Source organism: Fulvivirga ulvae, assembly GCF_021389975.1.
Classification (GTDB): Bacteria; Bacteroidota; Bacteroidia; order Cytophagales; family Cyclobacteriaceae; genus Fulvivirga; species Fulvivirga ulvae.
The window spans coordinates 3640244-3666724 of the sequence record NZ_CP089981.1 but is presented as its reverse complement, the minus strand read 5'-3'; the positions used below and the strand labels follow the sequence as shown (position 1 = coordinate 3666724).

32 protein-coding genes are annotated in these 26481 nt (G+C 43.4%); 18 read left to right on the top strand and 14 right to left on the bottom strand.

Annotated elements, in window-relative coordinates; all coding sequences use genetic code 11:
- Window positions 1-31: 31 nt before the first annotated feature.
- Together LVD17_RS15690 and LVD17_RS15685 are read right to left on the bottom strand one after the other, a co-directional pair.
- Window positions 32-1018: a FecR family protein gene (locus LVD17_RS15690; RefSeq protein ID WP_233759958.1), complete on the bottom strand. Its 987-nt coding sequence runs from the start codon at window positions 1016-1018 to the stop codon at window positions 32-34.
- A gap of 101 nt (window positions 1019-1119) precedes the next feature.
- The gene (locus LVD17_RS15685; protein ID WP_233759957.1) at window positions 1120-1683 is read right to left on the bottom strand and encodes an RNA polymerase sigma factor; all 564 of its coding nucleotides are present in this window, start codon (window positions 1681-1683) and stop codon (window positions 1120-1122) included.
- Between the two features lie 228 nt (window positions 1684-1911).
- Here LVD17_RS15685 and LVD17_RS15680 point away from each other — a divergent pair, with 228 nt between their 5' ends.
- The 10 genes from LVD17_RS15680 to LVD17_RS15635 all read left to right on the top strand — a co-directional run bounded on the left by LVD17_RS15680 (window position 1912) and on the right by LVD17_RS15635 (window position 12783).
- Window positions 1912-3027, top strand: a complete 1116-nt coding sequence (locus tag LVD17_RS15680) for an MBL fold metallo-hydrolase (RefSeq protein ID WP_233759956.1) — start codon at window positions 1912-1914, stop codon at window positions 3025-3027.
- 22 nt (window positions 3028-3049) lie between these two features.
- The gene (locus tag LVD17_RS15675) at window positions 3050-3586 is read left to right on the top strand and encodes a Crp/Fnr family transcriptional regulator (protein ID WP_233759955.1); all 537 of its coding nucleotides are present in this window, start codon (window positions 3050-3052) and stop codon (window positions 3584-3586) included.
- Window positions 3587-3637: 51 nt separating this feature from the next.
- On the top strand, window positions 3638-4210 hold the full coding sequence (locus LVD17_RS15670; RefSeq protein WP_233759954.1) for a DinB family protein: 573 nt from the start codon (window positions 3638-3640) through the stop codon (window positions 4208-4210).
- 261 nt (window positions 4211-4471) lie between these two features.
- A complete protein-coding gene (locus LVD17_RS15665; RefSeq protein ID WP_233759953.1) occupies window positions 4472-5248 on the top strand; it encodes a phosphatase PAP2 family protein in 777 nt (258 codons plus the stop codon).
- Window positions 5249-5467: 219 nt separating this feature from the next.
- Entirely contained in the window at window positions 5468-6688 is a 1221-nt protein-coding gene (locus tag LVD17_RS15660) for an ATP-grasp domain-containing protein (RefSeq protein WP_233759952.1), read from the top strand.
- Window positions 6689-6709: 21 nt separating this feature from the next.
- Window positions 6710-8701, top strand: a complete 1992-nt coding sequence (locus LVD17_RS15655; protein ID WP_233759951.1) for a hypothetical protein — start codon at window positions 6710-6712, stop codon at window positions 8699-8701.
- Window positions 8695-9852 (top strand): alanine racemase, encoded by a 1158-nt coding sequence (gene alr, locus LVD17_RS15650; RefSeq protein ID WP_233759950.1) that lies wholly within the window; start codon window positions 8695-8697, stop codon window positions 9850-9852. Before LVD17_RS15655 ends, alr begins: the two co-directional genes overlap by 7 nt.
- 461 nt (window positions 9853-10313) lie before the next feature.
- Window positions 10314-10577, top strand: a complete 264-nt coding sequence (locus LVD17_RS15645; protein WP_233759949.1) for a hypothetical protein — start codon at window positions 10314-10316, stop codon at window positions 10575-10577.
- 388 nt (window positions 10578-10965) lie between these two features.
- Window positions 10966-11559 (top strand): Crp/Fnr family transcriptional regulator, encoded by a 594-nt coding sequence (locus LVD17_RS15640; protein ID WP_233759948.1) that lies wholly within the window; start codon window positions 10966-10968, stop codon window positions 11557-11559.
- Window positions 11560-11658: 99 nt separating this feature from the next.
- Window positions 11659-12783 (top strand): SMP-30/gluconolactonase/LRE family protein, encoded by a 1125-nt coding sequence (locus LVD17_RS15635; protein WP_233759947.1) that lies wholly within the window; start codon window positions 11659-11661, stop codon window positions 12781-12783.
- A gap of 41 nt (window positions 12784-12824) precedes the next feature.
- On the opposite strand, the gene LVD17_RS15630 is transcribed toward LVD17_RS15635, so the two are convergent.
- The 7 genes from LVD17_RS15630 to LVD17_RS15600 all read right to left on the bottom strand — a co-directional run bounded on the left by LVD17_RS15630 (window position 12825) and on the right by LVD17_RS15600 (window position 17206).
- Window positions 12825-13709, bottom strand: a complete 885-nt coding sequence (locus LVD17_RS15630; RefSeq protein WP_233759946.1) for a helix-turn-helix domain-containing protein — start codon at window positions 13707-13709, stop codon at window positions 12825-12827.
- A gap of 182 nt (window positions 13710-13891) precedes the next feature.
- Window positions 13892-14446, bottom strand: a complete 555-nt coding sequence (locus LVD17_RS15625; RefSeq protein ID WP_233759945.1) for a carboxymuconolactone decarboxylase family protein — start codon at window positions 14444-14446, stop codon at window positions 13892-13894.
- 130 nt (window positions 14447-14576) lie between these two features.
- Window positions 14577-14765, bottom strand: a complete 189-nt coding sequence (locus LVD17_RS15620; protein WP_233759944.1) for a hypothetical protein — start codon at window positions 14763-14765, stop codon at window positions 14577-14579.
- Between the two features lie 144 nt (window positions 14766-14909).
- Window positions 14910-15299 carry a hypothetical protein gene (locus LVD17_RS15615; RefSeq protein WP_233759943.1) on the bottom strand — a complete coding sequence of 130 codons (390 nt, stop codon included), beginning with the start codon at window positions 15297-15299 and terminating at the stop codon, window positions 14910-14912.
- A gap of 66 nt (window positions 15300-15365) precedes the next feature.
- Complete coding sequence (locus tag LVD17_RS15610; RefSeq protein ID WP_233759942.1) at window positions 15366-15947, bottom strand: hypothetical protein; 582 nt, start codon at window positions 15945-15947, stop codon at window positions 15366-15368.
- Window positions 15928-16437 (bottom strand): RNA polymerase sigma factor, encoded by a 510-nt coding sequence (locus tag LVD17_RS15605; protein WP_233759941.1) that lies wholly within the window; start codon window positions 16435-16437, stop codon window positions 15928-15930. Before LVD17_RS15605 ends, LVD17_RS15610 begins: the two co-directional genes overlap by 20 nt.
- Before the next feature lie 61 nt (window positions 16438-16498).
- Window positions 16499-17206 (bottom strand): hypothetical protein, encoded by a 708-nt coding sequence (locus tag LVD17_RS15600; protein WP_233759940.1) that lies wholly within the window; start codon window positions 17204-17206, stop codon window positions 16499-16501.
- Between the two features lie 161 nt (window positions 17207-17367).
- Between LVD17_RS15600 and LVD17_RS15595 the strand changes: the two genes are divergently transcribed.
- Complete coding sequence (locus tag LVD17_RS15595) at window positions 17368-17907, top strand: DUF4136 domain-containing protein (protein WP_233759939.1); 540 nt, start codon at window positions 17368-17370, stop codon at window positions 17905-17907.
- A gap of 124 nt (window positions 17908-18031) precedes the next feature.
- Here LVD17_RS15595 and LVD17_RS15590 read toward each other — a convergent pair whose 3' ends face one another.
- Genes LVD17_RS15590 through LVD17_RS15575 form a run of 4 tightly spaced genes read right to left on the bottom strand, consistent with a single transcriptional unit; the run spans window position 18032 to window position 20431 of the window.
- On the bottom strand, window positions 18032-18607 hold the full coding sequence (locus LVD17_RS15590) for a DUF998 domain-containing protein (protein ID WP_233759938.1): 576 nt from the start codon (window positions 18605-18607) through the stop codon (window positions 18032-18034).
- Between the two features lie 26 nt (window positions 18608-18633).
- Complete coding sequence (locus LVD17_RS15585; RefSeq protein ID WP_233759937.1) at window positions 18634-19191, bottom strand: NADPH-dependent FMN reductase; 558 nt, start codon at window positions 19189-19191, stop codon at window positions 18634-18636.
- Between the two features lie 2 nt (window positions 19192-19193).
- Window positions 19194-19622 (bottom strand): ATPase, encoded by a 429-nt coding sequence (locus LVD17_RS15580; protein WP_233759936.1) that lies wholly within the window; start codon window positions 19620-19622, stop codon window positions 19194-19196.
- Window positions 19623-19639: 17 nt separating this feature from the next.
- The gene (locus tag LVD17_RS15575) at window positions 19640-20431 is read right to left on the bottom strand and encodes a class I SAM-dependent methyltransferase (protein WP_233759935.1); all 792 of its coding nucleotides are present in this window, start codon (window positions 20429-20431) and stop codon (window positions 19640-19642) included.
- Window positions 20432-20674: 243 nt separating this feature from the next.
- Between LVD17_RS15575 and LVD17_RS15570 the strand changes: the two genes are divergently transcribed.
- A complete protein-coding gene (locus LVD17_RS15570; RefSeq protein WP_233759934.1) occupies window positions 20675-21241 on the top strand; it encodes a Crp/Fnr family transcriptional regulator in 567 nt (188 codons plus the stop codon).
- 113 nt (window positions 21242-21354) lie between these two features.
- The gene (locus LVD17_RS15565) at window positions 21355-22116 is read left to right on the top strand and encodes a type 1 glutamine amidotransferase domain-containing protein (protein ID WP_233759933.1); all 762 of its coding nucleotides are present in this window, start codon (window positions 21355-21357) and stop codon (window positions 22114-22116) included.
- A gap of 81 nt (window positions 22117-22197) precedes the next feature.
- Here the strand turns inward: LVD17_RS15565 and LVD17_RS28785 are convergent, their stop codons facing one another.
- Entirely contained in the window at window positions 22198-22428 is a 231-nt protein-coding gene (locus tag LVD17_RS28785; RefSeq protein WP_502798399.1) for a T9SS type A sorting domain-containing protein, read from the bottom strand.
- 481 nt (window positions 22429-22909) lie between these two features.
- Between LVD17_RS28785 and LVD17_RS15560 the strand changes: the two genes are divergently transcribed.
- The 5 genes from LVD17_RS15560 to ppgK all read left to right on the top strand — a co-directional run bounded on the left by LVD17_RS15560 (window position 22910) and on the right by ppgK (window position 26447).
- A complete protein-coding gene (locus LVD17_RS15560) occupies window positions 22910-23437 on the top strand; it encodes a hypothetical protein (protein ID WP_233759932.1) in 528 nt (175 codons plus the stop codon).
- A gap of 93 nt (window positions 23438-23530) precedes the next feature.
- Window positions 23531-24298 carry a GNAT family N-acetyltransferase gene (locus LVD17_RS15555; protein WP_233759931.1) on the top strand — a complete coding sequence of 256 codons (768 nt, stop codon included), beginning with the start codon at window positions 23531-23533 and terminating at the stop codon, window positions 24296-24298.
- Window positions 24299-24683: 385 nt separating this feature from the next.
- Window positions 24684-25136 (top strand): GNAT family N-acetyltransferase, encoded by a 453-nt coding sequence (locus LVD17_RS15550; protein ID WP_233759930.1) that lies wholly within the window; start codon window positions 24684-24686, stop codon window positions 25134-25136.
- Between the two features lie 3 nt (window positions 25137-25139).
- Window positions 25140-25556, top strand: coding sequence for a putative signal transducing protein (locus LVD17_RS15545; RefSeq protein WP_233759929.1), 417 nt, complete (start codon window positions 25140-25142; stop codon window positions 25554-25556).
- Between the two features lie 132 nt (window positions 25557-25688).
- The gene (gene ppgK, locus LVD17_RS15540; protein WP_233759928.1) at window positions 25689-26447 is read left to right on the top strand and encodes a polyphosphate--glucose phosphotransferase; all 759 of its coding nucleotides are present in this window, start codon (window positions 25689-25691) and stop codon (window positions 26445-26447) included.
- Window positions 26448-26481: the final 34 nt, after the last annotated feature.

Below are 26481 nucleotides of genomic sequence, written 5' to 3'. Positions count from 1 at the left end.
AAAAGCCTGCCTCATTTTTGAGGCGGGTTTTTTATTTGCATTTTCCTTTAAAGGTTACTTTGTCATCTTTTTTCTCATAGTTGATGCCGGTACTCAGGCTGATGGCTTCCAGCACATTTATAAGGTTTTCATTTTTAAATTTTCCGGTGATGGAACATTTTGCCGTTCCCGTATTTTTAAGGTCTACATCTATGCCGTACCACATTTCCAGTTTTTGTGCAACTTCAGTAAAAGAAGAGCCATCAAACAAGAGCACGTTATCTTTCCATGCCAGCGTGTTTTCCAGGTTAATTTTACTTTTTAACAGTTGCTTTTCTTTTTTTACAAACCGGGCCTGCTCGGAAGGTTCGAGGTATACCTGGCTATCGCCGGCATGGGAAACGGAAACCTTGCCCGTAGCTACAGATACTGTAATTGCTGCGTCTTGCTGGTAGGCAGATATATTAAAAGAAGTGCCAAGTACTTTTGTTTCTATATCGTCAGTCATCACCAGGAATGGCCTTTCTGTATCTCTGGTCACCTCAAAAAAAGCTTCTCCCTTTAAATAAACTTTCCTTTCCTGCGGAGAAAACTTCTCAGGATAGCGGATGGAACTTCCCGCATTTAACTTAACAATAGTACCATCACTTAGCTGGATGATAGATTTTTGACCATAGGGATTGCTCTTTTCCACCATGCTTACCTGTGTTGATCTCATAGGGTTGTTTAAAAAGAAGATCAGAGTTATCAGCACCGGGATGGTTATAGCGGCTGCAAGTTTCATCCAGTAAGTAAAATCATGTATTTTTCGCCTGGTTGATACCGGTGATTGTTCGTTTATTTTATGATTAAGCCGGTCAAAGCCTTTGATCACGTCAAATTCCACTTCGTTTTGGTATTGATGATAATATGCGTCCATCCATTCTGTAAGAATTTTGTGGTTTTTAGTGTCTTTAGAAAGCCATTGATGCAGTTGATCAATGTCATTTTCGTTGGCTTCATCAGCCAGGAATTTTATCAGTGCGTTTTCCGGTATCACAATTTTTTCTCTTCAACAGTTTACTGCCCTTAAGAGGGGAAAAGATCATGTGCACCCCTACGATAGTATGGTTATCAAATTGTTAAACCCGGAGTCGCTTATTAACCTTTAGGTAATGATCGCAATTGGTAGTGAGCAATATCTGCACGGATCAGCTTGAGTGCCTTACCCATCTGATTTTCAACAGTTTTAATCGAAATATTAAGTATATCACTGATTTCCTGGTAGCTGAGCCCGTCTATTTTATGTAGTTTGAATACCTGCCGGCACTTTTCAGGCAAAGCTTCGTATGCCTTTTGATAGTGTTGATTAAGTTCATTGTAAAGCAGGCTGGTCTCCGGGGTTTCAGTTGAAAGATACATGCTGCCAAGCTCTTCATGCAAACCAGCTGATTTTTGCTCTTTTCTGATCACCTCAAGTGATTTGTTCCTGACGGCAGTAAACAGGTAGGCCCTAAGGTTTCTCTTTATATCCAGATGTTTGCAGTCACGCCAGAGTATATAAAAAATGTCTGCAACGAGTTCTTCGACGAGGTCGGTATTTTTTACAATAGAATAGGAGAAGTTGCAGAGTGTGTTATAATAGCTTCTAAAGAGCATATCAAGTGCTCTTTTATCACCATTACGGACCTTTTTAAAAAGTATAAGTTCGTCTTCTCTGGTCATGACATTGATCTGTAAAGTAAAATTTGTAGTTCGCCATAACATTTTCAAAGTATGTTGATTATGAAATTTTTAAGTTTTAGAAGACAGATGATGAAAAGTCCTCTTAAAGGAAAATTTTGTAGCTTATAGCCAAGGTTGCCGAATTGCAACAGCCAGCTTGAAAAACCGTATTAGCACTTATGCTTATGAAGCAAGCTACGTGGATGGTAAAGCCCTGAAATAATTTAAATGAAAAGAATCCTAAAAATGACATTATTGATCATTGTATCTGTAATCGGACTTGCACTGGTCACAGGTGTGCTATTTATCAACCTTTCGCCGCAGTTCGGGGCAAAAAGTGAAGGTGAAAGTGCAGAGAGAATAAAAAAATCGCCCAACTATAAAGACGGGAAGTTCCATAATATGGAAGAAACGATAGTCATGAAAAGCATGAGCTATAGTACTATCCCCGATTACTTTACCAATGAGGGGAAAATGCCTGACTGGTCCATACCGGTTGAAAAGATCACTGGCGGATATTTCAATGATCACCCTGATTCACTAACCAGACTCACCTGGTTTGGTCACTCTGCTGTGCTGCTTGAAATGGATGGGCAAAAGATATTTCTCGATCCGATGCTTGGTGAAGTGCCTTCACCGCACCCATGGTTAGGTTCCGGAAGGTTCAATGATACTCTTCCCCTGTCTGTTGATCAACTACCTCATCTGGATGCTGTTCTGATATCCCACGACCACTATGATCATCTTGATTACGGATCTATCGTAGCCCTGAAAGATAAGGTGGATAAATTTTATGTTCCCTTGGGTATAGCAGCACATTTGAAGCTCTGGGGGGTAGATGCAGCAAAAATAACCGAACTTGACTGGTGGCAGGAGGCGGAGCTTAAGGGGATAAAGCTGGTATCTACACCCGCCCGACATTTTTCAGGCCGTGGCCTTTTCGATCGCTACAGCACATTATGGTGTTCATGGGTAGTGCGGGGAGAGCGTAGCAACATTTTTTTCGGCGGCGATTCCGGGTATGACAGCAGCTTTAAGCAAATTGGTGAAAAATACGGCCCTTTTGACTTTACCATGCTGGAATGCGGCCAGTACAACGAGCAGTGGCCTGAAATACACATGATGCCCGAAGAGACCGTGCAGGCCAATATCGATCTTAATGGTAAGGTGATGATGCCAATCCACTGGGGAGCTTTTAAGCTAGCCCTGCACCCCTGGGAAGAGCCTGTGGAACGAGCCCTGAAAAAGGCCAGGGAATTAAACGTAAAGGTAGCAACACCCATAATCGGCCAGGCCATAGTTTTGGATGCAGAGATTCCGGCATCGGAGTGGTGGAAGAAGTAACTCAAAACAAGAAAATAACCCAATGAACCTGATCACTCACCTTCACGATAAAATTGAAGAGGCAGGGCTTTGGGAAAGTTATCCGGTGCTGAGTCGCAATGAGCATCTTAAGGTTAGGGGAAGTGTTGATACCCGATTGTACTATGTAATCTCCGGTACATTGAGAGTCTATGTGGTTGATGAGTTTGAAGAACACACCATACGATTTGGCTATCAGGGCTCATTCATTGCCGCTCTGGACTCGTTCATTACCGAAAAACCTTCTGATTTTTATATTCAGGCACTGAAAAAGACCGAGCTCAAAATGATCTCCAAAGCTGCCTACACGCAGTTTATGCAAAGCGATGCTGAAAACCTCAGGTTATGGCATGCCATACTTGAGCAACTGGTTTACCAGCAGATGGAAAGGGAGCGAGACCTGCTCACCTCTTCGCCATTGGAACGCTATGAAAGGGTATTAAAACGTAGTCCGCAGCTTTTTCAGGAAGTGCCTCATAAATACATTGCCTCCTATCTGCGCATGACCCCTGAGACGCTCTCCAGAATTAAAAAGTCTTGATTTCGATCAATGTTTTTCAATCCGGCAATTGAGAACTTTACAAAAAAGATTATGAAGACAGCATCAGAAACATTAATAGCCGACCTTATTGAAAGAACAAGACAGCACCTGAATGAAGTAGAGAAATTCAAAACCCTCACGTTAAAAGAGCTAAACTGGAGAAGCGCCCACAACAGTTGGAGTATACTGGAATGCATAGAGCACCTCAACTTATACGGTGATTTTTATCTGCCCGAAATAGCCAAAAGGATCTCTGCAAGTAAGCACGGGCCTGCTGAATTTTTCAAAAGCGGGATCATTGGCAACTATTTCGCAGAAGGCATGCTACCAAAGGAGAAGCTCAACAAAATGAAGACCTTCAGGGATAAGAACCCGTTGGGCAGCAAACTCGACATCAGTACTCTGGACAGGTTTATTGATCAGCAGAAGAAGACGCTGGAACTGCTCGATAAGGCGAGGCATAAAGACCTGACCAAAATCAAAACTGCCATCAGTATCACTAAACTGTTGAAGTTGCGCCTGGGAGATACGTTTAGGGTGGTTATCTATCACAACCAGCGGCATTTGATGCAGGCTGCTAAAGTACTTGCAGGGCAGAAGAAAACCAATTTGGCAACAGCATGATTTCGGACTGAATCCTTATTTCGGAAAAGCTCCGTGGTTCAGAAAAAGAGTTAAAATCAGAAAATATACGTTTCAGCATAAAAAGTCAGGCTTGTAAGGATACTATGGTTATTCTGCCTGATAGTGAGCGCAAAAGCCCTTTTTATTTTGTAAATTACAAATTGGGTGAGTAGTGTATACTTACGTGAATCCGTTCCTAATACCGCTTTTGCATTCTCTCACTCAAGAAAATAATTTTTTAAACTCTTTTTCTGATTTTTTATGCTACCAACTATCAAAAAAGGGCAGTTACTGCTTGTATTACTGCTCATTACCTTAACTGCCCATGCGCAAAATGATACCATAAAAACAACACTGAAATGGCACCAAAGACAGTCCTTTAAAATAGCTGCCGTGCCTGTGTTCTTAACAGCTGCGGCGCTTACCACAATGTCTGTTGATCAGCACACTGATGTAAGTAAATACAACATTCAGAGTGAATTTCTGGAAGAACCGCAAATGATCCGTACCAATATAGATGATAAGTTACGTTATGCTCCCGTAGCGATGGTTTATGGTCTCAATCTCGTAGGAATCGGAGGGAAGAATAACTTCGGAGAGCGTACCATTATACTGGCGAAATCTATCCTTATACAACATATTATAACTACCGCTATGAAACGTGGCTTCCATATGGATCGCCCGGGTGGAGGAGGTTATTCTTTTCCTTCTGCTCACACCGCGCGCGCATTTGCCACCGCCACTTTTATGCATTATGAATACAAAGACGTGAGCCCCTGGTATAGCGTGGCAGGTTACTCCTTTGCAGCAGCTACCGGTGCCCTTAGAGTTGTAAATAACCACCACTGGCTTCCGGATGTATTAGTAGGTGCAGGAGTAGGCATACTTAGCACCAAACTTGTGTACCTCACCCATAAACACAAACTGACCAAATGGCTCGACAAATGGGGTAATAAAGATAAAAAAGAGAACAGACTAACTCTCCTGCCGTCCTACACAGGCGAAGGCCCCGGTGTTTATTTGAATTTGAAGCTGTAGTTGAGGACTGGTGGCAGGGGATCAGTTTTTGGTAATTAATGAGAGCGCCAAAAACTGTGGAATTTCATAAACAAAACCACTAACTTAATGTTATTACGATACAGTCGGCATATGTCATGTCCAATGGAGAGCTGCAATATCCGGCTCTCATCTGAATAGAAGTCTGATACATCGCCCCGTTGCGGTGCTCAATATTTATAACATAAACCCCTGATAATCATGGCGCAATGTTTTGCTCTTATGGGTTGGAGTTTACCTGTCATCGAAAGCATGCAAAAACTCAACAAGCCGTTTGTAGTTGTATCTTTTAGCGATTTTGAGCCATATGCAAAGGAAAATAACATTCCTTTTGTGGCTTACAAGTTTGATGAGTGGAGTGATACCTCCAACTCACTTGACCTCGCTGAAAAGCTTAAACCTTACAATGTCGACGTGGCAGTTCCTTTATTTGAAGAAACTGTAGAATGGGCCGGAGCCTTAAACTCTATTTACAGAGGTGACCCTCGTGTACTTAACCGTGCTTTCCTGTTTAGAAATAAAGCTATGATGAAGCGTAAAGCACTAATTGGGGGTCTTCGTGTAGGGTTATTCGAAGAAGTACATAACCGCGAGCAGGTAAAGCAGTTTATGAAGCGGCTCAACGAAGCCAACCTTCAAGTGGGCAACGAAGAAGATAGCTGGGTACATATTAAGCCTTTTGCCTCCGCCGGTACTGTTGGTCACCGCCTTTTGCGCTCTCTCAAAGACATAGATGAAAAAGTGGAAGACAGCGACTTCCCCTGCCTGGCTGAAAGTCACCTGGCAGGACGTGAGTTTTCATGCGAAGCATTTGTTCACCGCGGAAAAGTAAAATTTCTCAACATCACAGAATATGTGAAGCTGGGTTATTCCAACTTTGTTCCCGAGGGTCATTACCTCGCTTCAAAGCGTCCGCTTATTCATGAAAAAGTACAGCAACTTGTGGATATTTTCGGCATTGAATATGGCATGATCCATCCGGAATGGTTCTTAACCGAAAAAGACGAGTTGGGCTTCGGCGAAGTGGCCTGTAGAATACCAGGCGGGCATATTCTCGAGCTGGCTTCCAAAGCCTATGAATTTGATGCCCTGGCCGCCTTTGTAATGTGCCACGACCCTTCTTTGACCGATGAAGAGGTGGATGCGCTCTTTCCGCCGCAGGAATTTGAGCCTAAAAACCATTTCGGCAATGTGATGATCTACCCTCACAAAAATGTGATCGAAAAACTGGAAATCCCGGATGAGCTGAACGAAGAGCCATACTTTCTGGATCATACGTTGGTACCACCTTTATCAACCCAAAAGATCGATTCGCGGGAAGGATTTGGGAATCACTTTGGAGCAGTTAACTTTAAAGGTGAGGATCCGGACAGGATGACGGAATTATTACAACACTATGAAAACGTAGACTTCTACGTTTAAAGGGAGGTATTTAATAACCATATGACCACAACACTGGAAAGAGGATACGATAATTTTGATGAGAGTTTTGAAGAGTTTAAATCAGCCAGTGAGCTTACTAAAAAGGAGAAAGCACAAAAGCTAATCAGCCAGGTAGACATATTGAGCAAGACCAGGGAAGGACTGAAATACCTGTACAACAAGAGCCTGGAAATGGAAGCCGAAGGATTCTTTGGAGATACCGCATGGAATGATCCTGAAAAGCTGGCCCCGGCACTGGTGAAGGGTACCCTTACGGCCGGAAGCCCCGGGGCCAGCTATGAGATCATGAGTGAACTGCGTATGCTGGCACATAGCAAAGCTGATGTACACAACGGTACTAAAATATCCCGAAAGGATGCAGAAGCTTACCTAGAAGAGGTGCTCGTGCATAACCTGGAGTTTGCCTTTCAGGACCTGACCGAAGAAACGCGGACGGTTATGAACCCACAGGAGGTAAAACGGGCCTTTAACCTGTTCAGCTTTTTGGTGGCTGAAACCGGCCTGCATGGCATTAAAGACAAGCTGGCCGAGGAAATCCAGCTTATATGTGAACAACGGCCGGTAGTTACGCGAAAAGCGCGTGAAATTATACATATGGTAAACAGCAAAATGGAGCTTGACCCTGAAAACGAGGCAGATAAACGACTGCTCTATTATGTACACGCTGTAAACTCACCTACTGAACTGGCAAAGCAAAACCCTGACCCTGAGGCGTATGCAGAAGCCCTAAAGAAACTGGACAGCCGGGAGCTATTGGAAGAAGCCGAAACGCTGGCCGCCCCTATGCGCGCCACCGGACTGGCCACTCCCTTCATAGCTTCCATGCTGTTACACCTGGCTGCTGTGAAGCCTGATTTGATCCCAAAGGCCCTTTTACTCAATAAAAGAGGACAGGCCGAGTGGAGCAAGCATGAGGAGCTGATCATCAAACTGATTGGTGAGGTGGTCAGTATCGATAGTTTTCAATGCATTTACGGACTGGCGCGGGTTCTGGAAAAGAGCCTGCTCTCCAGAAATGCCGTAAAAGCCAGCCTGAACAACCTGCGTATGATCAGCATCAATCCGCAGGTAGAAAAGCGGATCTTGAAATGCCAGACAAAACCACGCAAAACGGTAACGGCCAAGCAATACCTGATAGCAGCTACCTTGAGGGTTTTAGGCCAGCCTCTGGGCATCGGGCAGGGCAATAACTCTACCTGTCAGTCGGCCAGAGGTATAAGCATGTGGAGCCAGCACTCCCCGGCTAAGCTGATCAATATGATCATTACAGTGGCAGCTCAGAACAACCTCATACTGCGGTTTGAAAACGTAGACCTTGAGTCCAACAAGCTGACCAAAGGGTTGGTAGACAAGCTGGACTACAACCTTGATGCGGTATCCGCAGTACTGGTACCTCATCTGGACAAGATCTATAACGAAATGATGCGGAGAGCATCAGGCAGAGGCGAAGACCCGCACAAATGGGTAAACCCTGCTTTGTACGGACATTGGATACATATAGGTTTTGCTTCAGCATATAGTTACCTGACCAATGCCATCCAGGATTTCAAAGGATTTGTAAGGCTTTTTTATGCTGCCCTTCATCCTGAATACAACGGCGGCCGGGAAGTGGTGTACCCCAACCCACTAGGCATATTTGTTACCTCAAGGGCCGGGGCCATGATCGGCTTTCATGCCGTCTCCCTGTTGCATGTAGGCAAGGATGATGATGGTGTTATGCGTGCATATTTCCTGAACCCGAACAATGAAGGCCGGCAAGACTGGGGCCAGGGCATCAGGCCATCAGTTTACGGACATGGCGAAAAGCATGGGGTATCATCACTACCCTTCCACCAGTTTGCAGCCCGGGTATATGCTTTCCACTTCAACAGCCTCGAAACCAAGGCGCATCTGGACAGTGTGCCGGAGGAAGAAATAGAAAAGGTGGAAAAACTTGCACGGGAAAGCTGGGGAAAATCTTATGTATGGAGCGAACTTAAAAAACAATGGTAAGACATTCATCTCGTATAAACCTTAGCCAGTCGGCTTTACAGACCAATTTCAATTTCATCAGAAAGAAGGTAGGCAAAGATGTCATCATCTCCTCGGTAGTGAAAGCCAATGCTTATGGGCACGGTATCCATGAGTTTGTACCTATGGCGGAGAAGTGCGGCATTAATCATTTTTCGGTGGCTTCCTCGTTTGAAGCCGAAGAGGTGCTGGAAGTTTGCTCCAAAAATACACACATTATGATCATGGGTATCCTCTACAAAGAGGACATCCCCTGGGCGGTGGAGCATGGTATCGAATTTTATGTTTTTAATTATGACCGACTGGAAATCGTCAAAGAAACTGCTCAGAAACTAAATAAAAAGGCTGTAGTACACCTTGAAGTGGAAACCGGGGCCAATCGTACAGGGCTTAATGCAGAAGATTTTTCGAAAGCACTGAGGTTCTTAAAGGACAATCAGGACTACATACAATTTGAAGGACTTTGTACTCACCTCGGTGGAGCTGAAACATTGGCCAATAAATTTAAAATTGATACTCAGATCGAGCGCTACAACACATTTCTCGATGAATGTAAAGCTTTGGATTTTATGCCCCGTCTGCGCCATATGGCAAGCTCAGCCGCGGCACTGGCCTTTGAAGAAACCCGCTTCGACATGGTAAGGATCGGTGTGGCTCAGTACGGCTTCTGGCCCAGCCCTGACATCAGGTACCTGCACATGCAACAGACCGAAAAAATAAGCGAAAATGGCTTAAGAAGAATATTTACCTGGAAAACGGATGTTATGGATCTCCGCAAAGTAAAGGCAGGAGAGTTTGTAGGCTACGGCACTGCTTTCCAGGCGGTACAGGAGACCAAAATAGCCGTACTACCGCTAGGCTACTCCAATGGTTACCCCCGTGCCCTATCCAACCGCGGCCAGGTACTGATCAAAGGCAAAAAAGCGCCCATCGTAGGCTTGATCAACATGAACCTGTTTATGGTCAATATATCCCACATTCCCGATGTAAATATCGGTGACGAAGTAGTGCTGGTAGGCCGGCAGAAAAACAATGTAATCAATGTGAGCTCCTTCACGGACACCACACAATTGCTAAATAACGAGATGCTAAGCAGGCTACCCGCAGCTATTCCAAGGAAGGCGGTGCCGTAGGGCAAGCTCAGTCAGTACTCCCCAAATTGGGGATTCCAAATATTTTCACCGCTACTCTGCGAAAATTTTGGAATGACGTGGGTTATCTTGAGGTAACAGTTTCTAAAACAGCACCCCTACCCTCTACAAAACTCGTCATTCCCGAATTTTCTTAGACCAAAAGTAATTTCATTGCCGCTTTTAACGAAAATATCGGGAATCTCCCCGATCCAGGGCACTTGCTGTACATTGCCCGCAACGCAAAAAAAACGTATTGCTTTTAATTCATTTCCGTATATTTGTAATGCTACATTCATCAAATTTTAAAATTCCAAAAATGGTGCGGAATGCATTTATACGGTTCAAACAGAAAATCCTGGGCAGGCATGCGGGTGGAAGTCCCGAGACCTATCGAAGCACCGCTTTGATGAGTGTAGCAGTGACCTGCCCTCTTTTTGTTCAATTCATTAACCCATTTTATTATGCTACACTCAAATGGTCAATCAGTTTATTTTAATGAAAATCCTACCAATCAGCCGGTAGACTTCAAGTCTCTGAATTCATCAGAAGTTGAATTCATGGCTAACATCAAATTCATGGGAATAGAAGAATTAATAGATTCTTTAAAAATGGTGCATGACTTTGCCTTGTATCATACTGACTTACCCCTTGATACCACTGAAAAATTGGCTCTTTTCAATCTTAAGATTTTGTGGGAAGGGCTTGAGGGATTGGTGAAGGATTAAGTTTGGTTTGGAGCTGTCGGTATGGCAGCTCCTAACAATTTTGATGAGTGTATAGCTTGAGAAACCTCTGCGCCAGTCATGCTATGGTCAGCTCTCCTAATTTGGGGATTCCAAATATTTTCTCCGCTGCTCTGCGAAAATTTTGGAATGACGTGGGTTATCTTGAGGTAACAGTTTCTAAAACAGCACCCCTACCCTTTACCAACCTCGTCATTCCCGAATTTTCTTAGACCAAAAGTAATTTCATTGCCGCTTTTAATGAAAATATCAGGAATCTCCCCGATCCAGGGCACTTGCTGTACAAAGACTTGCAAGCACAAAAAACCTGCATTGCTTTTAATCCCGGCCTCTTTTATCCTTAAATTTGAGCCGCCCTAAAGCAATAGTCATGATAACGCAGTACAAAAACGTATTGAAGCAAGGTATTTCTTCCATGCTTCCTTTGAAAGAAGAGGAACTGAATGCCATAGTGGATCAATTTAAATTTCAGGAGGTCGCTAAGCATGGCCACTTGCTTAGTGGCGGGCAGGTCAGCAAGCGCTTTTATTATATCATTGATGGTCTGGTGAGGGTATATTATTTGCAGGATGACCGGGAGGTAACTACATTTTTGGCTACCAACAACTGCTTCGTCACTTCTCCGGTAAGTTTTATCAGGCAGGTGAGGTCTGATGATTTCATCCAGTGCCTGGAAGATACCGTGGTGGCCTCCATTAGTTATAACAAAATGCAGGAGCTGCATGAACAGGTACCGGCATGGAATGCGGTAACCAGACAGTTTATGGAACAAAACCTGCTTTGCCTTTCTGAGAGGTTTCTCAAGCAGCACAACATTAAAGCCCGGGACAAATACCTGAAGTTTTTAAGCACTACGCCTGCCCGTATAGTGCAGCGCACTCCTATTCAGCATATCGCTTCCTTTCTGGGTATTACGCCGGAGTCGCTCAGCCGGATAAGAAAAGAGTTGGCTACGGAGGCATAGCAATATCAGCTCCGGTTTTCTTAACATTTGGTAATTTTTGCCCTATAGGGGTTGCTCACATTTGCGGTTGAATCATTTAACAACAAAAGATCAGCAGCAATGAATAAGAGACTTTTTAAAATAGCACTAAGAGCATGCCTTTTTCTCACCGGAGCACTGGCTATCGCCATAGCCCTTGCACTATTTAATAGCAACTCAGCTCCACTGGCTTACGAGCCACCACAAAAACCTGCCTTTACAGGTAAGCTAACCAGAGACTCCAGTTTAATGGTAGCCTCCACCATTCCTCTTGCCGGGTTTTATGGCCCTGAAGACTTTGCGTGGAAAGATGGCTATTTGTACAGTGGTGCTCGCCGGAATATTGATGAGTTTCACGCCAACGGAGCTATTCTAAAAACGGATATAAAAACCGGTCAGGTATCAATATTTGCCAAACTACCGGCCTGGGCAGGTGCTATTCATTTTGCTCCTGACGGGCAATTGATCGTTGCTGCTATCGGCAAGGGCATCATGTCTGTAGACTCTTTGGGAAACAGCACCTTAATAGCCTCCCATGATGCCGACAACCGGTCATTCAAAATCCCGAACGATATTGACATTAGTCAAAGTGGCAAGATCTACTTCTCCATAACTTCTCATGAATACGACTTTTCCATACCGGCTATGGTCAAGATCATGGCTGAGGCACGACCCGTGGGCGGCATTTATTGCTACGACCCTGGCACCAAAACCTTAGAAACCATCGCCATGGGATTTCTTGGGATCAATGGCATCTCTTTAACCCAGGATGAAAACGCCATCATCGCAGTTGAAATGGGTGCATACCGGCTTACTAAAATATGGCTCAGGGGAGATAAAAAGGGGCAACGGGAGATCATTTCCAGCAACCTGCCCGGCTTCGCCAACAACATCGTACGTCGGAAAAATGGCAACTTCTGGCTGGCCTTTTCTTCTGCCCGCATCGATGATGTGGACAATATACACCCGTACCCATTCGTCAAGAAAATAATTTTAGGCTTGCCAGAAGTACTAAAACCTCAACCGCTTCCCTTTGGACTCTTGCTTCAGGTAGATGAAAACGGCACCATTCTCAAAAGTCATCACGATCCTAGCGGCAAGGTGATAGGGGAAATATCCTCAGTCTATGAGCTTGACAATAACCTATACCTAGGTGGAGACTTTCTGGACCACATCAATGTACTTGACATTAGTGAATGGCATTAAACCGGAAAACCTATTATGGGCAACTCCATATGGGAAGTGTTCTAATACTCTTCTTCTTTAGCAAAGCCTACGGTATCACGGTATATCTGCGGAGAGACGTTGGCATTATTTTTAAAGAAGCGGCTGAAGTAATACTCATCATTAAAACCCAGCTCATAGGCTATTTGCTTGATGGCCTTTGAGGTGAGGTAAAGCTCTCTTTTAGCTTCAATAATGATCCTTTCGGCTATCAGGCCGGTGAGTGTTTTGTTGAAGTACGATTTAACCACTTTGGCGAGGGCATTGCCTGAGATATTGAGCAACTCGGCATAGTCACTGGCTGAGTGTCTGGTTCGGAAATGTTCCTCAATGGCATCTTTCAGGTTTTGGATGATGTATGGTGCAGAACCTTCTTCGAGACTGCGTTTTTCTTCTGGCTGTTGGGCCACTTTAATGCGTGAGGCATTGATCAGGAATATCTTCAGGTAAGAGATCAGCAAGTCATATTGAGCCAGCTCGGGATTCTGCATTTCTACTTTCATCTGGTCCACCAGACCAAGCAAGCTTTGTCGCTCGCCGGGTTGCAGACTCACATACGGCGGCTCATAGATATTACCAAAGAGAACACCACTGCACGACACTTCTTTATGGTGTTTATGGATACAAAAGAAATCAGGATGAAAGTTGATGGCAACTCCCTTGATCCCTTCGGCCTCAGTTAGCATAAACGGCTGATAGGGTGCAAAACAAAGCAGGCTATTCTTCCCTACGCGATAATCGGCAAAATCAGCTTTCAAGGTAGCTTCACCTGCTGTGATCAATAGCATGGACAAGTAGTTCAGCCTTTGAACGTGGTCAAAGTGGCTGGCATCTTCAAAAGTAAATATTTTGAAAGCCAGATCTCCGTTTTGCGGATTAACTAAGGTATAGGCAGATTTTGTAGCCATAAAATGCGTTTAAATCAGTAGGCTATTATACGATGTTTCCGGCTGTAATGGTTTTTAATGATAAACCGTTTTTACTAATAAGTCATTTTACCGACATCTTTAGCTGTAACATAAAAAACACCCCGAAGACCGGCGGTATGATCTCCGAGGATGTTTTCTCATGCACAACCTACGACAAGAGATTAAACAGCGGCAGTTTCAACCAATTCAACTTCCGGGAAGTCCACCACTACTTTGGTTGCGTTATTGAAATAGTTGGTAAAGATGTTCAGTGCTGTGTGCGCAATGATTTCTGCAATTGCTGCATCGCTATAACCTGCGTCTCTAAGCTCAGCTACATCCTCATCACTTACTTTACCTTTCTTTTCCAAAATAGTGCGGGCAAAAGTAAGGGCCGCTTCAGACTTCGCATCAGTAGCTCTTCCTTCACGGGCTGCAGCTATAGTCTCTGCATCAAGCTTAACAAGCTTCTCTCCAATGTAGCTGTGAGCAGCATTACAATACTCACATCCGTTGGCGTTGGCTACGGTGAGCGCAATCTGTTCGCCAAGCTTGGCGCCAATAGAGCTTTCACCCAAAGCTCCGCTGAATGACAGGTAGCTATTGAGTACGGCAGGTGAGTTGCCCAAAGTACGCATCAGGTTCGGTACTACTCCTAACTTACCTTGTACTGCGTTAAACAATTCTTTTGTTTTTCCTGTAGTTGTTTCGGGGTTAAGTGCTGGAATTCTTTGCATTGTTTTATTCTTTTAGTTGTTATTAAAAATTTACAATGCAAATGTGCAGCTATCTCCAGCCCTGTAACATGGATAATTTTGGCTATCAGATGGACGATTTTGTTTTGGGGCTACTTTTCTATTACAAATGTTATGCTTTGTAAAGTGCATCCTCTTCCGTTTCATCCTTCTTATCTACCATTTCAATATTGATCTCAGGTTTTTCATCCCTTCGATGGTATGTAGGCAAAATGGCTCCACCAATGCCAGCGCCAAAAGCGGCCAACAATACAAAAAATATAAAGGCAACAAGCCTCAGAACTCGTTTTATCTTTTTCATTTTTGAAGTAATTAAGGTGCCTGAAAGGCAATGGAACAACATGAATTGCAGTCTCCCTTTAAGAGCTTAACTGCTCAGTAGCACCGACAGCAAGGTTGTGACCCTGCTCACATGTATTGCGTAAATTTTAAAAAGGAGAGGATATTATCCGCGAAGAAAGGGGTCTTCCTCATCAGAATTTTGAGGAATGGTTTTTACGGGCAAGGTATTCGACAGCTTCAAAAAGGCCGGATTTGTATTGTAAAAGGCTTGTTTTATGAGGATTTGCCGGTTGTACGCTGCCAAATAACCTTTGAAACTGTGCAGTAAAGCAGGCGTGGAACAAACGGCGGTGCGTAACTGTCCGGCTGTAAATAACGAAACACCCTGGCTGTTCTCGTCATGAGCCGGTACCACCCAGCCTGAAGTGGCTTTTGGTTTCTGTTCTGCATAACATTGTACAGGGCTTAGTGCTCCTGTAACCATTGTTACAAGCAGGGCCAGCAATATCAGCCCGTGAGCTTTGCTTTTTATATGGGGATGTAAATCAGCCATGGTGTATATCAAAGATAACAAAAAACCTCCGGAGTGGGTGCGTCGGAGGTTTTCTGTCTGTTTCTGTCAGTTCTGCTTTTGCAGGTTGTCGCGCAGAGCCTCCAATTTGTTTTTTCTATGTTTGATGCATTTATATTCCTTGCCAGACAGAAAGTACACCGCCACGAAGAACGCCAGCACCAGCTGTAACTTCCACCAGGTCGTGCCATCGTCCCAAACCGACAGTGTGGTAAAGAGTGCTATGGGAAGTAAACCCCACCGGCCTGCTGCGGCAAGCCACACCTGGTAGCGGGCATTGGCTATGGCATGGTCAAGATCTCCCAGCATGGAAGCTTCAAACCTGTCTTCTGACCTCATTCTTCTTATTCTGCTGACGGCCATAAAAACTGCTGTCAGTACCATTGCAGCGGCAAGCAGGTAGGCAAAAGTACTTTGCTTACCTTCTATAGCCCCGGAAACCATTATTATACCGGCTGCCAGTATATTTGCACCGATGATGATCAATTCTGACAAGCCTGTAGTATAGCTGACTTGTTTCTTTTTTCCTGCTATTCTTTTACGCAAGGCTTCTTCATTGATGGCATACACAGGTTCATTATTCTGAGTGTCCCATATGCGTTTCATTTCTTCAAATTCCATGGTAATCATAATTTTCTGATTTAGTAATGAGATGTTTTTTAATCCGATGGATCTTCACACCTATATGGCTTTCCGAAATACCCAGGATATCGGACATCTCCTTATAGCTGAACCCATCCAGCAACAGCAGCGTTACAGCACGGTCGGCTTCATTCATTCGGGCAATCTCCTCGTACAACCACTCCAGCCGGTCGTCGGTATAGGCTTCTTTTGTGGTTAAAAGGTGCTCCAAATGCTCATAGGGCTGCCCGTCCTGATGCCGGCGTTCCTTTCTTATCCATTTCATTGCTGTGTTAAGCGCTATGCGATAAACCCATGTACCGGCACTGGATTCTGCCCTGAAACTGAGAATGGATCGCCAAATCTGAACGGCAATTTCCTGAAAAAGATCATCCTGGTCAGCCAGTGTAAAGGCATAGGCACGAACTACCTTAAAGAACATGCCCCGATAACGGTCCAACCAGTCTTCAAAAATGCTATTTTGCTGTTGTTGTGTCATTTAATCCGTTAGTACCATGCTTTGACGAGAATATTACAGGGAGCATAATTTTTTTTCAACATCAATCAGGAAAGGTGTGGAGCTTCTTAAAAGTCATTATTAAACCTTTGTTGTTGTCAGATGTGCCGGTCAGCTTCAGATTTTTATCATCTACTTCAACCTGCCAGCTTTCAGGCTGAGTATTCGGTTGATGGCTGAGCAATGTGATCTCAGGACGGTGACCATCGATGTGCCAGTATCCTGAAAGTTTTTCTCCTTTACCATTTCTTTTCACATATATCCTGTCCCACCGCATGAAAAGATAGTAGCTATTATCTTTATCAAATGTTAAAATAATAGAGTTTCCTTCTCTGATAACATCCTGCAAATCCCATAATCCATGAAGTTGATCTGCGGTTGACATAGGCAGGTTGGTAATATTTTCAAGTGTCACCACCACATCCATTCCGTCTTCTTTTCTCCTCCAGATCATGGCAGCTCCCTCAAAGCTTACCACAAACGCATCGTACTCATCCCGAATGCCAATATTTTCAGAAGTAGCAAACTGTCGCGATGCTTCATCGTACGACCATGTACCCTGTGAGTTTTGAAGCCATCCGTTGCCCGATTTGTAGGTACCATCTTCTTTAATGTTGGTCCATTTGGCTACGGGGGTCATTATTTTGCCAGCCACTTCTACTTTTGATACTTTCCAAAGGCCAGTGACATTCTGAGCAAAAGACGGGACACAGCATTGTATTATTATGATATGGACGAAGAAGGTTTTCATAATTCAAAGTTTTGTATGATAGATAAGCAAGTCAGTTTTTAAAAATACGGGATTTATACTCAGCATGCCATTAAATAAAGTGGTGCTGACACAGGTCATAAACTAAATCGAATGCTCATCATATATCAGTATGAAAAGAAAGTTTTACCTTTAAAATAAAAATGCGCTACCTCCTTATTGCCCTTTGTCTGATAGCCCTGGCGTGTGCAGAAGTAAAAGTCCGCACGAGTTATGACCCGCAGGTCAATTATGAACAATACAAAACCTGGTGTTGGATAAATGGCTGCAGTCCATCGTATGACGGCCCGCGGTTTTTATATGATAGTGCCGCTATAGAAACAATAGCGAATACCATAGCTGTAGAAATGGCTAAAAAGGGTTTCAAGCAGGTTGATGAAAATTCTGACCTTTTGCTGGATTTTCATATTATACTTAAAGAGGACTCCTCCATGGCTGCCTGGGTACATGAGGAAGACCTGCCCTTCTGGGACCCTTACAATGAGCCTGAAAACTATTACCATTTCCTGCGTGGCTCTCTCGTTATTGACATTGCTGACCGGGAAAAAGGACGAATGATCTGGAGGTCGAATGCGGAACGGTTAATGGCGCTAACTCCTGACCTTGACCAGGCAGAAATAAGATCGGGTGTGAAAAAAGCTTTGAAGAAGTTTCCTCCTAAAACTGCCGATGCAAAGAAGTAAACCATGCTGACACTACTTAATTAAGCTTTTCCTATCTTAATTTAATAACGTGGCGACGGAGACCTCATACTTTCAGTAGAATACGAAGACTCACATGAAATAAAAACATAAGGAGTCTCTTTCTTTAAAGCTTTTTTTTCCTTTTGGAGCCAAACACGTATATAAGCCAGCCAAATGACATGATGAAGACCATTCGGTGCCAGATGCCTGCAAAATCTGCAATGCTGTACATAAGCATGGTGAGCAGTACGGAAAAAACACCCACCAGCATGGCGACCCAGCGGTCATACATATGCTTGAATATAAAAGCCATAGAAAATGCAAACATGGTAAACGAGAAGCCGGTAACAGATGAAAATATCGAATGTATCTGGTGCTCACGATTGCTATAATCAAGTGATATATCAATCGGGGAATGCCGGTAAAAAGCCACTAACACCAGAGAGACTCCAAAAACCAGTAATAATATTCGCTGGAGCCAATAGTTTTTCAAAAATTTCCAGCCGGCGGTCATTACGGACAAGCCAAGGGCTGCAAAGGTTACATTCATGACCCAGGCATTGGGTGTAGCCTGGGCACCTAGCTGACTGATCGTGTTCCTTAAAAGGCTGTAATCACCTGCACTAAATGGCGGTAACAGGAACATCACCACGATCAATAAAACATAGGCTAAAATAAAGTACAAAATCTTGCTTTTCATCCATTACACGGTTTAAGAATAGTACGCTACTCTTTGCCCAATACCTCCGGCTCAGCCATTTCTATGGAAGCTATCAACGAAGCCATCAGCTTTTTAAGCTGATTCGTAGTTTCCGCATCCTTAACCTCACCATCTTTTATCTTTCCCCTGGCGCCCCTGATCAGCAACCGGGAGCTTTCCGGCAGACTGCACTCCAGGGTAGTCATGATCAAATTTAAAGACTCAAAGGCCTTTTCTCCAGAGGCAGATGCCACTATAGTCGCCAATGGTTTATTAGAAAAAATAGTGGTTGCCACGTTCCATTCTATAGCATTCTTCAAACTTCCCGGCAGGCTGAAAACATACTCGGGTGTACATATTAACACGCCATCTGCATTTTTGATCTGCTCCTGAAGCTCCTTTACCACTTCCGGACTGTTTTCTCCTGCAAGGTCAGGGTTAAAATGGGGTAGTTTATCTATTCCATCATATATTTTTATATCGAGTTCATCTTTGTACCAGTCTGCAATGGCCTGTAAGACAGACTCATTTGAAGACTGCTTTCGTGTACTACCGGATATTGCCAGTATTTTCTTTTTCATCATTTTCAATTCTTATGATCACTCAATACTTCAGTGATTTCTTGCGTTACATTGTCCCAATAAATCTTCATCTCCGCTCTCTGCGCTTTATCCAGCAGATTTTCCTGATGAAAACAGATTGTAGTACCATACTTAGCTTTAATCAGCCTTACTTGCAGCGTTGATGTATTGTCCCACTCCTGCTTCGCCCAGGCCATGCGGATATGGGAAAAGGGCTTCATTAGTCTTAATTTACCTACGATACCTTCTTTGGTTTGAAATGGTTGCAACAATTCCAACCCCCCTGGTAAAGTTCCCAGCCAAATGTCCAGCCCCTTCTTGTAAAACATAAACTCCCAGGCGTCTTCAAGCGACAGTTCAAACGTTTTTCTTTTCCCAAATTGATAGCCAACATCTTTGGTTAGACCTACTTCTTTTACATCTGCATCTTCCATAACTTCTTCATTTAGTATTAAAACCCATACTTGCAACCAACAATAAACAAATAGTCTCCTGAGTCGTTCTCATAAGATTGAATTACCTCTTCCACCTTTCCGGAAAAAATATCTGCTTTCAACTTTTTCAAACCAGCTTCTACCTCTGACGCATTGGACAGAGAAGAAAATGAAGAAATACCATGCCTGATCTCAGGGTTCAAATATAAATCAGGGTTGTGCTTACCGCTGTACAGGAAGAAATCCTGCAGGCCTGGCTCAACATTATATTCCTCCAATTCAAGCACCGAAAACCCTCCACTCTCCATAGCTGAGGTTACTTTTTGAAGCGCCGGCATCTGAGCCATGGACTGTTTCAGCATCCCCGGGAAGTAATGGTTTAGCCAATAGCCTTCCATCTGCTCAGGGGTAGAGGTAAATATCACTATTCGCCCACCTTTTCTCGTTACCCTGCTCAGCTCCGAAAAGCCTCTGGTAAGGTCAGGCCAGTGATGAATGGTGAGTGTGGCTACAATGCCATCGATGCTGCCACTCTCCAGTCCGGTATTTTCTGCTGTGCCAATTACCCACTGAGTCTCACCGTTGGCGGCCCTGGCCTTTTTGAGCATGGTTTCCGAAGGATCAATGCCGATCATATCCACCCCCATGCACTGTAGCGCGGTGGTATAGTTGCCGGTTCCGCAACCTATGTCAAGGTATAGCCTGTCGCTTCCGGGCTTCAGGTTCGCATAGATTCTTTGCAAAAGGTGAGGATCTGCTTTGCGTGTGCAGTTGTAATTTATTCCTATGGAATCATATTTTACTGACATTCAGCCGGGTTTGTTTCCTTAAAGAAGGTTAGAGGTTTTAATAACTTTAAATTACAATTTTCCCTTAAATTTATAAGTCAAATAATGCAAAAATGGCATTACGTCTTGTTGAAATCATACTTCCCGGATCGAAAGAGGGATAGCTATATCAATTTCAATAAGCCGTAAGCAGCAATCAGTAAAGTTTAAAAACAATGAACAGTAAACAGTTAAACTTTTCTACCTTTATATGCTTGACAAAACATGGAAGAAAAACTCAACCTCCTGCGGACGCATATCGAAAAATTGGCCAGGCTCACTGATGATGAGTGGGCGTACATATCTTCGCACTTCAAGTATAGAGTCTTCAAAAAACACCAATACCTTGTTCAGATAGGGCAGCAGGTGCCTTCAGAGTTTTGGATTATTAAGGGACTGGTGAAGTCATTCGCAGTAGATAATGATGGTAAAGAGCATATTCTTCAATTTGGTATGGAGGATTACTGGGTGAGCGATTACAATGCTTTTCAGAATAAAGTTAACGCTACCCTTCACCTTGACTGCATTGAGGACTCAGAGTTTTTTAGCCTCAACCTGGAGGACAAAGAGAAACTATGTGGCGAGATCAAAGCGATGGCTAATTTTGCCCGGCTCAAGACAGCCTATGGCTTTATTGGTTTACAGCAGAGGGTTTTATCACACCTCATCAGCAGTGCTGAAGAACGATATAATCAGCTACTCTCCAGTCAACCAGGACTTGTACAGCGTGTGCCTAAAAAGCTTTTGGCTGCCTACCTCGGAGTAAGCAGGGAAACTTTAAGTCGCTTCTAAGCTGCCGGATTAGTGATATTCATCACTTAATAATGGTGATCTACTTCCTCGCACAGTTGGCCCGGCTGTCAGACTTTTGCATTGTTATTAAAACTATAAACCCTAAAATGACAATGATGAAAGAGTTAAATGTAATGTTACTGATGCTGGCTTTTTCGGTATTTGGCTATGCTCAAAGTTCGAAAAACAATGTAATTAAGTCGCCCAAAGTATTGATGGTACTCAGCAGCCATAAGCAACTGGGGAATACCGGTAAAGAAACAGGCTTTTACCTGAGTGAGGCTACACATGCCTATGACGTTTTCAGGGCAAAAGGTTTTACTATTGACATAATAAGTCCAAAGGGAGGAAAAGCTCCCGTCGATGGCTTTGATCTTAAAGACGCTGTCAACAAAAAGCTCTGGAATGATAAAGAATTTAAACACAAAATCGAAAATACGCTTACACCGGATGAGGTAAATGCGTCAGATTACGATGCGATTTACTATGCTGGCGGGCATGGTACCATGTGGGACTTCCCTGAAAATAAAAAGTTGGCTGAGATTGCAGCTGAAATATATGAGAACGATGGCGTAGTTAGCGCAGTTTGTCATGGGCCGGTGGCGCTGGTTAATATCAAACTCTCAAATGGCGACTACCTGGTTGATGGGAAGACGGTCAGTGTATTTACCAATGAAGAAGAGGATGCTATACAGCTTACCGGAGTAGTCCCCTTTTTACTTGAGGATAAAATAAAAGAGCGCGGAGCCACTGTATCCAGGGCTGATATGTGGCAGGAGAAAGTTTCTGTTGATGGCAGGTTAGTTACCGGTCAAAATCCGGCTTCTGCCCATAAGGTGGCGGATGAGGTAGTGCGTTTGGTGGGTGGCAGATAGCCGGCGATTGAAGATTAAAGTAAATCAGGTGGGAGACAAGCAGATGATAGTAAACGGTAAAAACCAGGCCAATTATTAAGGTTATTTTATTATTACTTTTTTTACTATCATCTGGTTGTTCATAAGTACGGAGCAAAGTAAAACCTGCGGACTGTTTTGGCTCTTTAAATCTATTTTGATTTCATTTGACCCATTTTTTGTGGTATATCGCTGATGGTGGATGAGTGTTCCAAAAAGATTATAAATAAAGATGTCAATATCCTGTTCTTCCCTAAAGTCAAGTAAGAGGACTAATTTATGTTCCGTAAATATAAACTCAACCTCACGCCGACCAGAATAGATTCTTTTTATCTCGAAATACCTGCAGGCTCCGTCATAATCAGTTTGTCTTAACCTATAGTAGTTGTATCCGAATTTTTTTAGGCTATTTAATTACTGGATATTAGCACTTTTTTAGTTTTTTTTCAATTATCATAGCTATGTAGTGTCAGGCTGTTTTGCAAATAGCGCAGGGGTATGAACAAGTAATCCGTAACCAAGGGAAACTGATAATCTGCATTGAAAACTGTAAAAATAAAACAGCACTTCCTTCCGGTATTCCTGGTAAACAGGAAATTAAAAACCATAAATCGCTGAATGCCAGCATTTAAAATAATTTAATGAATAAAAAATAAGCTTTTGTTAAGTTTTTAGCTGTTAAAACATAAAATTATATTAATATAAATAACGATATATTCCTTTAAATTCGCTTTAGTTATTGAAAATTTTGAACCAATAAAAACCAACTAAAACGATGAAGAAATTATCAATTTATCTGCTGTGTGCGGTGGCATTTTACTTTACCGCATGTGAGGATACCAACGAGGCCAACCCTCAGCCGGAAGCTAAAACCGAAACAGAAGAAGCTTCTAAAAGCGATGCTAACGGCAGGGTAGCTCAGAACTCAGCAGTACCCCAGGAAGTAGTAGAGCTTGCAAAAGATGTGTATGGCAGTGACACCCTTCCGGCGCTTACTGTAGCATTCACTTATACAAGAGGTGATTCCAATATCAACCTTGAAGACGAGTGGTCATTTTATGTTTATGACACTCCTGAAAGCGGGTGTGTTTTAGGTGAAGGCGACGGACGTCATTACCCTGGCTACCTGAGCACAGAAAATGGTTTTGCCTTTGTGGAAGCTGAGGATATGTGTGGATTTGGCACTTACGATGTAGACAACAGGCAAGGTGGCTGGTTTGACTACGTCTGTGGTCCTTCCGGTTTCAGCTTTGACTACAATGGTGAGTCTGTATTTGTACTGGTAAGGTTGTGGTGCGAGTAATCGCCAGAAGCTTTTTACAGCAAATAATGCCCGTGGCTTATTCAGTCACGGGCATTATTTTTTTAATTTTGACTGTTAACTAACGATTACACCATGCTAGCTGATATAGACTATAATTTTGGCCTTCATGCCACTACCATCCCTGCCCGGTCAGAAGTGATGAATGTCTGCAGGATGAAGAGTCTGAGCTATGTTGATAGCGGTCTGTCGTGTGATACATTTAATATAATTCACGTGTTTAGTGGCAATGAATTTGAAAAACAGGAGCTTGCCGATGCTGTCAGACACTTCAGAAAACTCAACCTTGACTTCTGCATCTGGGTAAGCAGCGAAAACCTTACACCTAAGGTGAGAGCCTGTTTTGAGGGATTGGAGCTTAATATTCAGGGAGAAGAGGTTGGTATGGTGCTGGACCTGGACGATTATGAACCAATAGACAAACCCCGGCACGTTAACATACAAAAAGTAAATACCCGCGAACATTTGATGCAGTACGCCGAGGTCATTGCCCGAAACTGGAATCCCGCCGATGAGAACGTAATCCGTTACTATGAAAAGACAGCAGCCCTGTACCTTGATCAGCATCTCGGAATTGAACTCTTCCTCTACCTGCACGGTGGGATACCTGTTGCCGGCATGGAAATGTTCCCTTCAAATGATGAAGTAGCGGGGTTATATGGCTTGGCAACGCTTGAGGCTTACAGGGGAAAAGGTATTGGCTTTGCGCTAATGACCCATGCCCTCATCACAGCCAAAGCATCAGGGTATAAACGAATGATATTGCAGGCCTCTGAGGATGGCATTGGGATTTATAAAAAGCTTGGCTTCCGTGAACTCACTAACTATTTTGAATACTCCTGATTCTCTCTAAAATCGGAAGTATATTTCGACTATATAACCTTTTGAAAAACAGATATTTACCTGCTAATCTGCAAGTTAAACCTAATTATGGTGTTGCTCATGAGGAATATCTGCTGAACAGAATGGTATTGTTTTAAAATACTCCGGGGCTCGCCTGGCAAAAGACTTGTTAGGTTTTTAATATTGTTTTGGGATAAGGCTGTTACACATAATTTTAGCATCTGCCAGACGGCCCGGGCAATATCAATTTATTAACTAACATCCAGGAAATTATTTTGTTTAATTGATCTTACTTTGTTTTAAACAAAAATCTTCTTGATTCTTATAGTTTGAGGGTTATAACAAAACTTAATAAATTGGCAAAGAAAGTATCCATCTGCCTGTTATGAACGAAATTAAAATCCGCCGCTATAAAGAGGTTGATAAGGAGAAGCTGCTCCATTTGATCCGGCTCAATACACCTCAGTACTTTGATCCCAAAGAGGAGAGCGATTTCAGTACTTACCTGGATGATGAACTCGAAACCTATTTTGTGGTGGAAGACAAAGAGGAAATAATAGGTTGCGGAGGTATCAACTACTTCCCGGATGAGCATACAGCTCGTATTTCATGGGATATGATCCACCCCGAAGCCCAGGGCAGGGGAGTTGGAAAAAAGCTCACGTTACACCGGATTGACGAGATAAAAAAACGAAAGGACATCCGGACGATTGTGGTGAGGACTACTCAGTTGGTTTATTCCTTTTATGAAAAGGCCGGATTTACTTTAGAGAAAACGGAGCGCGACTTCTGGGCTCCCGGATATGATCTTTATCAGATGAAAATAGAATTGAAATAGCTTATGAGGCTCGTAACCCTCAAAACTTTTGACAATAGCATAGCAGCCAATTTGTTGAGCTCAAAGCTTGAAAGTGAAGGTATACTTTGCTTTCTTTTTGATGAGAATATGGTATCGCTCAACCCGTTGTACAATCTTACCCTTGGAGGCATCAAACTCAAAATAAGGGAAAGCGACATGCAAAAAGCATTACAAATTATTGAGGAGGTAGAGACGACACCATTTACTGATGAGCAGGATAGGCAGGTGCGATGCCCCGTTTGCAAGTCCACGCAGCTCTATTCCGATTTCAAAACAATGAGGGGTCTAAAGGGCATTTTTACAGCTGTTGTTTCTTTCCTTCTTTTTGTTTTTCCATTTTATTACAAATCTGTATACAAATGCAGGCAATGTAATATGGAGTTCAGGCCGGCTAAGTAGGTTGTTAAAACTATGCAGAGATTAAGTGGAATAATAACACTGACCTGCTAATAAGCCAACCGATTTTTGGAAGATTATTTATCGACATCTTTAGACTATCTGCACCAATCTTTTTAGATTAACCAGCCAAACATGCAAGGCGCTATGGATGTACTTGGTATCGATATAGGAGGTTCCGGAATCAAAGGAGCAATAGTAGACACCAAACAGGGGAAGCTTATCTCTGAACGATTTAGAGTGCATACCCCCCAACCTGCTACACCTGAGGCCATTGCGGAAGTGATCAGGCAGATCAAAGACCATTTCAACTGGCAGGACGACATCGGTTGTGCTTTCCCAACCGTAGTTATAGAGGGCAGGGCCAAATACAGTTCCAACCTCGACCCGGCCTGGAAAGGCGTACAGATCGATGACCTGTTTAGTGAACACTGTAACGACCTGAGGTTTGAGATTATCAATGATGCAGATGCTGCCGGTATTGCCGAAATGCGGTTTGGAGCGGGCAGGCATAAGTCAGGGTTGGTAGCAGTTATCACCGTGGGTACCGGTCTTGGAAGTGGCGTGTTTTATAACGGGCAACTGATCCCCAATACTGAGCTGGGGAGAATGCTGGGAAAGAAAGGCAAACCTGTGGAGCAGTATGCAGCCGATTCGGCCAGAAAAAGGGAAGACCTTGAGTTTGATGAGTGGGGTAAGCGATTTAACTTCTTTTTAAAGTATGTAGACCGCATACTTTCCCCAGATTTTATTATCATCGGTGGTGGTGCAAGCAAGAAGATTCATAAGTTCAGGAAACAGCTTAAGGTGAAAATACCATATGCGGTATCAGAAAAACTTAACAATGCAGGGATCATTGGCGCCGCTGTCAATGCGGCCGAACATCATAAATAATTATATTCAGATCCTTTTATTTAAATGGATTGGT

What these genes read in the sequence shown, in the direction of transcription:
- LVD17_RS15575 (WP_233759935.1), bottom strand. Translation starts at nt 20,431, where the DNA reads ATGTCAGTAAAATATGATTCCATAGGAATAAATTACAACTGCACACGC.
- LVD17_RS15560 (WP_233759932.1), top strand. Translation starts at nt 22,910, where the DNA reads ATGAAGAAATTATCAATTTATCTGCTGTGTGCGGTGGCATTTTACTTT.
- LVD17_RS15685 (WP_233759957.1), bottom strand. Translation starts at nt 1,683, where the DNA reads ATGACCAGAGAAGACGAACTTATACTTTTTAAAAAGGTCCGTAATGGT.
- LVD17_RS15655 (WP_233759951.1), top strand. Translation starts at nt 6,710, where the DNA reads ATGACCACAACACTGGAAAGAGGATACGATAATTTTGATGAGAGTTTT.
- ppgK (WP_233759928.1), top strand. Translation starts at nt 25,689, where the DNA reads ATGCAAGGCGCTATGGATGTACTTGGTATCGATATAGGAGGTTCCGGA.
- LVD17_RS15680 (WP_233759956.1), top strand. Translation starts at nt 1,912, where the DNA reads ATGAAAAGAATCCTAAAAATGACATTATTGATCATTGTATCTGTAATC.
- LVD17_RS15660 (WP_233759952.1), top strand. Translation starts at nt 5,468, where the DNA reads ATGGCGCAATGTTTTGCTCTTATGGGTTGGAGTTTACCTGTCATCGAA.
- LVD17_RS15600 (WP_233759940.1), bottom strand. Translation starts at nt 17,206, where the DNA reads ATGAAAACCTTCTTCGTCCATATCATAATAATACAATGCTGTGTCCCG.
- LVD17_RS15665 (WP_233759953.1), top strand. Translation starts at nt 4,472, where the DNA reads ATGCTACCAACTATCAAAAAAGGGCAGTTACTGCTTGTATTACTGCTC.
- alr (WP_233759950.1), top strand. Translation starts at nt 8,695, where the DNA reads ATGGTAAGACATTCATCTCGTATAAACCTTAGCCAGTCGGCTTTACAG.
- LVD17_RS15645 (WP_233759949.1), top strand. Translation starts at nt 10,314, where the DNA reads ATGCTACACTCAAATGGTCAATCAGTTTATTTTAATGAAAATCCTACC.
- LVD17_RS15640 (WP_233759948.1), top strand. Translation starts at nt 10,966, where the DNA reads ATGATAACGCAGTACAAAAACGTATTGAAGCAAGGTATTTCTTCCATG.
- LVD17_RS15585 (WP_233759937.1), bottom strand. Translation starts at nt 19,191, where the DNA reads ATGATGAAAAAGAAAATACTGGCAATATCCGGTAGTACACGAAAGCAG.
- LVD17_RS15620 (WP_233759944.1), bottom strand. Translation starts at nt 14,765, where the DNA reads ATGAAAAAGATAAAACGAGTTCTGAGGCTTGTTGCCTTTATATTTTTT.
- LVD17_RS15555 (WP_233759931.1), top strand. Translation starts at nt 23,531, where the DNA reads ATGCTAGCTGATATAGACTATAATTTTGGCCTTCATGCCACTACCATC.
- LVD17_RS15605 (WP_233759941.1), bottom strand. Translation starts at nt 16,437, where the DNA reads ATGACACAACAACAGCAAAATAGCATTTTTGAAGACTGGTTGGACCGT.
- LVD17_RS15635 (WP_233759947.1), top strand. Translation starts at nt 11,659, where the DNA reads ATGAATAAGAGACTTTTTAAAATAGCACTAAGAGCATGCCTTTTTCTC.
- LVD17_RS15630 (WP_233759946.1), bottom strand. Translation starts at nt 13,709, where the DNA reads ATGGCTACAAAATCTGCCTATACCTTAGTTAATCCGCAAAACGGAGAT.
- LVD17_RS15675 (WP_233759955.1), top strand. Translation starts at nt 3,050, where the DNA reads ATGAACCTGATCACTCACCTTCACGATAAAATTGAAGAGGCAGGGCTT.
- LVD17_RS15615 (WP_233759943.1), bottom strand. Translation starts at nt 15,299, where the DNA reads ATGGCTGATTTACATCCCCATATAAAAAGCAAAGCTCACGGGCTGATA.
- LVD17_RS15565 (WP_233759933.1), top strand. Translation starts at nt 21,355, where the DNA reads ATGATGAAAGAGTTAAATGTAATGTTACTGATGCTGGCTTTTTCGGTA.
- LVD17_RS15625 (WP_233759945.1), bottom strand. Translation starts at nt 14,446, where the DNA reads ATGCAAAGAATTCCAGCACTTAACCCCGAAACAACTACAGGAAAAACA.
- LVD17_RS15670 (WP_233759954.1), top strand. Translation starts at nt 3,638, where the DNA reads ATGAAGACAGCATCAGAAACATTAATAGCCGACCTTATTGAAAGAACA.
- LVD17_RS15545 (WP_233759929.1), top strand. Translation starts at nt 25,140, where the DNA reads ATGAGGCTCGTAACCCTCAAAACTTTTGACAATAGCATAGCAGCCAAT.
- LVD17_RS15610 (WP_233759942.1), bottom strand. Translation starts at nt 15,947, where the DNA reads ATGATTACCATGGAATTTGAAGAAATGAAACGCATATGGGACACTCAG.
- LVD17_RS15595 (WP_233759939.1), top strand. Translation starts at nt 17,368, where the DNA reads ATGCGCTACCTCCTTATTGCCCTTTGTCTGATAGCCCTGGCGTGTGCA.
- LVD17_RS15590 (WP_233759938.1), bottom strand. Translation starts at nt 18,607, where the DNA reads ATGAAAAGCAAGATTTTGTACTTTATTTTAGCCTATGTTTTATTGATC.
- LVD17_RS15570 (WP_233759934.1), top strand. Translation starts at nt 20,675, where the DNA reads ATGGAAGAAAAACTCAACCTCCTGCGGACGCATATCGAAAAATTGGCC.
- LVD17_RS15550 (WP_233759930.1), top strand. Translation starts at nt 24,684, where the DNA reads ATGAACGAAATTAAAATCCGCCGCTATAAAGAGGTTGATAAGGAGAAG.
- LVD17_RS15580 (WP_233759936.1), bottom strand. Translation starts at nt 19,622, where the DNA reads ATGGAAGATGCAGATGTAAAAGAAGTAGGTCTAACCAAAGATGTTGGC.